At 62.8% G+C, this 3803-nt stretch carries 6 protein-coding genes; 4 read left to right on the top strand and 2 right to left on the bottom strand.

Annotation, left to right across the window (positions count from 1 at the left end):
• Positions 1-639, top strand: a 639-nt coding sequence (locus B4E36_RS17785) for an RluA family pseudouridine synthase (RefSeq protein ID WP_345900632.1), incomplete at its 5' end; no start/stop codon positions are given.
• A 216-nt stretch (positions 640-855) separates the two neighbouring features.
• On the opposite strand, the gene B4E36_RS17780 is transcribed toward B4E36_RS17785, so the two are convergent.
• Entirely contained in the window at positions 856-1614 is a 759-nt protein-coding gene (locus tag B4E36_RS17780; protein ID WP_345900631.1) for an ABC transporter ATP-binding protein, read from the bottom strand.
• A 104-nt stretch (positions 1615-1718) separates the two neighbouring features.
• On the opposite strand from B4E36_RS17780, the gene B4E36_RS17775 reads away from it, so the two are divergent.
• Positions 1719-2372 carry an arylesterase gene (locus tag B4E36_RS17775; protein WP_292052942.1) on the top strand — a complete coding sequence of 218 codons (654 nt, stop codon included), beginning with the start codon at positions 1719-1721 and terminating at the stop codon, positions 2370-2372.
• Positions 2373-2437: 65 nt separating this feature from the next.
• Entirely contained in the window at positions 2438-3031 is a 594-nt protein-coding gene (gene thpR / locus B4E36_RS17770; protein WP_230721068.1) for an RNA 2',3'-cyclic phosphodiesterase, read from the top strand.
• Here thpR and B4E36_RS17765 read toward each other — a convergent pair.
• Positions 2983-3453, bottom strand: a complete 471-nt coding sequence (locus B4E36_RS17765) for a low molecular weight protein-tyrosine-phosphatase (protein WP_345900630.1) — start codon at positions 3451-3453, stop codon at positions 2983-2985. The two genes, thpR and B4E36_RS17765, sit on opposite strands and share 49 nt — an antisense overlap.
• 47 nt (positions 3454-3500) lie before the next feature.
• Here B4E36_RS17765 and B4E36_RS17760 point away from each other — a divergent pair.
• A partial coding sequence (locus B4E36_RS17760) for a 4a-hydroxytetrahydrobiopterin dehydratase (protein WP_292052948.1) occupies positions 3501-3803 on the top strand: 303 nt, incomplete at its 3' end.

Raw genomic sequence — 3803 nt, 5'->3', positions numbered from 1 at the left:
GGGCTGACGGTGCATCCGGCGCCGGGCAACAAAGACGGCACCTTGGTGAATGGCCTGCTGCACCACTGCCCTGATCTGCCTGGGATCAGCGGCAAGCTGCGCCCGGGAATCGTGCACCGACTGGACAAGGACACCACCGGCTGCATCGTCATCGCCAAATCCCAGGAGGCGCTGGTGCGGTTGCAGCTTCAGATCCAGAAGCGGATCGCTTCCAGGGAATATCTGGCCGTGGTTCACGGTGTCCCTGACGGGGACAGCGGCACGATTGTTGGTGCGATCGGGCGGCATCCGGCGGACCGCAAGAAATATGCGGTGGTGAGCAGTGAGTCCGGCCGGTATGCCTGCACCCACTGGAGCTTGCTGGAACGGCTCGGCGACTACTCCCTGTTGCGTTTCAAGCTCGAAACCGGTCGGACGCATCAGATCCGGGTGCACTGCGCCCACATGAACCATCCGGTGGTGGGAGATCCCAGCTACAGCCGCTGCCGCAAGCTGCCGATCGACCTGCCAGGCCAGGCTCTGCATGCTGTGCAGCTGGGACTGGACCACCCCATCTCAGGCGACCGGATGATGTTCGAGGCCCCTTTGCCCCCGGTGATGGAGAAACTGCTCGCGGTGCTGCGCCGACGAACCGGTTGAGAATCCGACCCTCAGCTGTCACAGAGGCTGGACATTCCCTTGGCCGCGCCTTGGATGGTGGCGTTACGCACTCTGCTGATCGATGGTCATCCGTGTCTGCTGCCGCAGGGTCTGGCTGGCCTCGTTGATGCGTTCGATCCGCAACGAGATCGTTCCCCTGCCGATCCGCCGCCGTCTGATCGTTGTGGATCTTCCCCGCGTTGCCTGACGATCCCTTTAGCGCGGAAGCCGGGGGCAGGCCTCGACGAGCAGGCGACTGATCGGGGCCTGAGGAGCTTCGAACAGTCGATCGCCGGGGCCCTCCTCAACGATCCGCCCCTTGTCGAGAACGATCACGCGATGACAGAAGCCGCTGGCGACGGCGAGGTCGTGGGTCACGAAGATCATCGCCAGGCCCAGCTGGTGCTGCAGGTCCCTCAGCAGGCTGAGCACCTCGGCCTGCACTTCCGCATCCAGCATGCTGACGCTCTCATCGCAGATGACCACCTTGGGCTCAAGGGCAAGGGCGCGGGCAATCGCCACCCGCTGCTGCTCGCCGCCGGAAAGCTGGCCCGGATAATGGCTGAGGCGATGGCCGAGGCCGACGCTTTCAAGCGCGGCGCGGGCGCGCTCGAAGGCATCCCGCCTGCCGGCAAGCTCCAGCGGGATCGCGGCGTTTTCAAGTGCTGTCATGTTGGCGATCAGGTGGAAGGACTGGAACACGATGCCGACATTTTCGCCCCTGAAGGCGGCGAGCGCATCTTCCGAGAGGCCGGTAAGCGGCGTGCCGAGAATGGTGATCTCGCCGCTGTCGAGCCGTTCGAGGCCGGCGATCACCATCAGAAGCGTCGATTTGCCGGAACCGGAGGGGCCGAGAATGCCGACGGACTCGCCGCGGCCGATTTCAAGCGACATGCCCTTCAGCACATGAACGGCGGCGGTGCCCCTGCCTAAGGTCAGGTGGGCGTCTTCAAGTGCAATCAGATTTTCGGACAAATTCGCTTCCCGCTTTGAAATTCGACGCTTGGCTCAACACATAAAGGAATACGCAGCATCGGTCCCGATGGACCGGGTAGAAAACTGGATTTAGGAGTTCGACCATGCGATTAAAAGCGACAGCGCCGATTGTTTTTGCCGGTCTGGCATTTGTGGCCACGACGGCAAGGGCCGAAACGCCGCTGGAAATCGTCGTGCTCGGCGACAGTCTGGTGGCTGGTTACGAGCTCGCGCCCGGCGAGGATTACCCCACGAAGCTCGAAGCCGCGCTCCGCGAAGCGGGCTACGATGTCGCGATCTCCAATGCCGGCGTTTCGGGCGATACCACCAGCGGCGGGCTGGCCCGGCTTGATTGGTCGGTGCCCGACAGCGCCAACGCCGTGATCCTGGAGCTTGGCGCCAACGACGCGCTGCGCGGTCTTTCGCCCGATCAGGCGGCTGAAAACCTGTCGGCGATCATCGAGCGGCTGCGGGATCGCGAAATTCCGGTGATGCTGATGGGCATGATGGCGCCGCCGAACATGGGTGCCGATTACGCCGCGGACTTCAATGCGATCTATCCCGAACTCGCCAGTGAATACGGGCTCGACCTTTATTCGTTCTTCCTCGATGGCGTCGCCACCCATGCCGAATATCAGCTTGCCGACGGCATGCATCCGAATGCCGAGGGCGTGGATGTGATGGTCGAAAACACCCTGCCGAGCGTCGAAGCCTTCATCCAGTCGATCAGGCCACAGAGCGGGGGACAATCAAATTAACGCTTGCCTCATGGCGGGTTAAATGATTCGCTGAGGGTACGACTAGCAGATTCGGGGAGCTCGCCATGCCGAGAATTTTCACCGCCCTCGAAATCCCGCGCGAACAGGCGTTAAGTCTTTCGCTGTTGCGCGGCGGCCTGCCCGGGGCCCGCTGGATCGATGTGGAGAACTACCACATCACCTTGCGGTTCATCGGCGATGTCGACTTCCGCACCGCCGACGAGGTCGTTCACTGGCTTGACCGGATCGAGCGTCCGTCCTTTCGCCTCAGCCTCGCCGGAACCGGCCATTTCGGCTCCAAGAAACCGCATTCGATCTGGGCCGGGGTGTCGCCCTCGCCAGAGCTTGTCGCGCTGCAGGCCGATATCGACCGCATCTGTCAGAGGCTCGGGCTGAAGGCCGATCCGCGCAAGTTCATGCCGCATGTCACGCTGGCGCGGCTGCGCGGCGCCAAGGTTTCCGATGTCGTCGATTATCTGGCCGCCCGCGGCAATTTCCAGACGCTGCCGTTCACGGTCGGGCGCTTCGTGCTGATGTCGTCGCGCGATTCCGTCGGCGGCGGGCCCTACAAGGTCGAGGAGGCGTTCGATCTTTACGATCCGCAGGACGCCTACAGCTTCGACAGCAGCGACTGGCAGCCCGCCAACAGCATGTGGTAGACGGTCTCGAAACCGTCCTCCGCGTCATAATAGGGGTCGGGGATCTCCTCGCGGCGACCGAGCGTGTATTCGCTGAAGAGCGCCACTGTCGCTTCCGGATCGGGACCGGCGAGACGTTTGAGCGCCGTGACGTTGTTGAAATCCATGCCGAGGATCAGCGTGAACCGGCTGAAATCCTGCCGGGTGATCTGGCGGGTGCGCTGATGGGCGATATCGAAGCCATGGCGGATCGCCGTTGCCCGTGAGCGGGGATCCGGCAGTTCGCCCTGATGCCAGTTGCCGATGCCGGCGGAATCCAGCCTGAACGCGTCGCCCCGTCCGGCATTCTCGGCGAGGTGGGCGAACAGGCCCTCGGCCAGCGGAGAGCGGCAGATATTGCCGCTGCAGACGAACAGGACGGCGTGTTTATGCGGTTGTGCCATGATGTTTGCGCAATTTCATGAACGATATTGTCGAAATGGAGGATGCCATGGATGACAACCGACTGGAACCGGAAGAACTGAGCGTAGCGCTTGAAGCGCGAGAGGGCTGGGCGCTTGCCGAAGACGAAACCGCGATCACCCGCGATTTCAAGTTCGCCGACTTTCGCGAGGCCTTCGCCTTCATGAGCGAATGCGCCCTTGCCGCCGAGCGGCTCGATCATCATCCCTCCTGGAGCAATGTCTATAACAGGGTCGGCGTGTCGCTGACCACCCATTCCTCCGGCGGCGTTTCCGCCCGCGACATCGAAATGTCGAAGATCATGGATGCGGCGGCCCGGCGCTATGGTATT

The organism is Martelella sp. UBA3392, from assembly GCF_002358775.1.
GTDB lineage: Bacteria > Pseudomonadota > Alphaproteobacteria > Rhizobiales > Rhizobiaceae > Martelella > Martelella mediterranea.
The sequence above is the reverse complement of the archived record's forward strand: the minus strand, read 5'-3'. Positions and strand labels throughout refer to the sequence as shown.

Coding starts and splice junctions, on each gene's coding strand:
- B4E36_RS17775 (WP_292052942.1), top strand. CDS start 1,719: ATGCGATTAAAAGCGACAGCGCCGATTGTTTTTGCCGGTCTGGCATTT.
- thpR (WP_230721068.1), top strand. CDS start 2,438: ATGCCGAGAATTTTCACCGCCCTCGAAATCCCGCGCGAACAGGCGTTA.
- B4E36_RS17765 (WP_345900630.1), bottom strand. CDS start 3,453: ATGGCACAACCGCATAAACACGCCGTCCTGTTCGTCTGCAGCGGCAAT.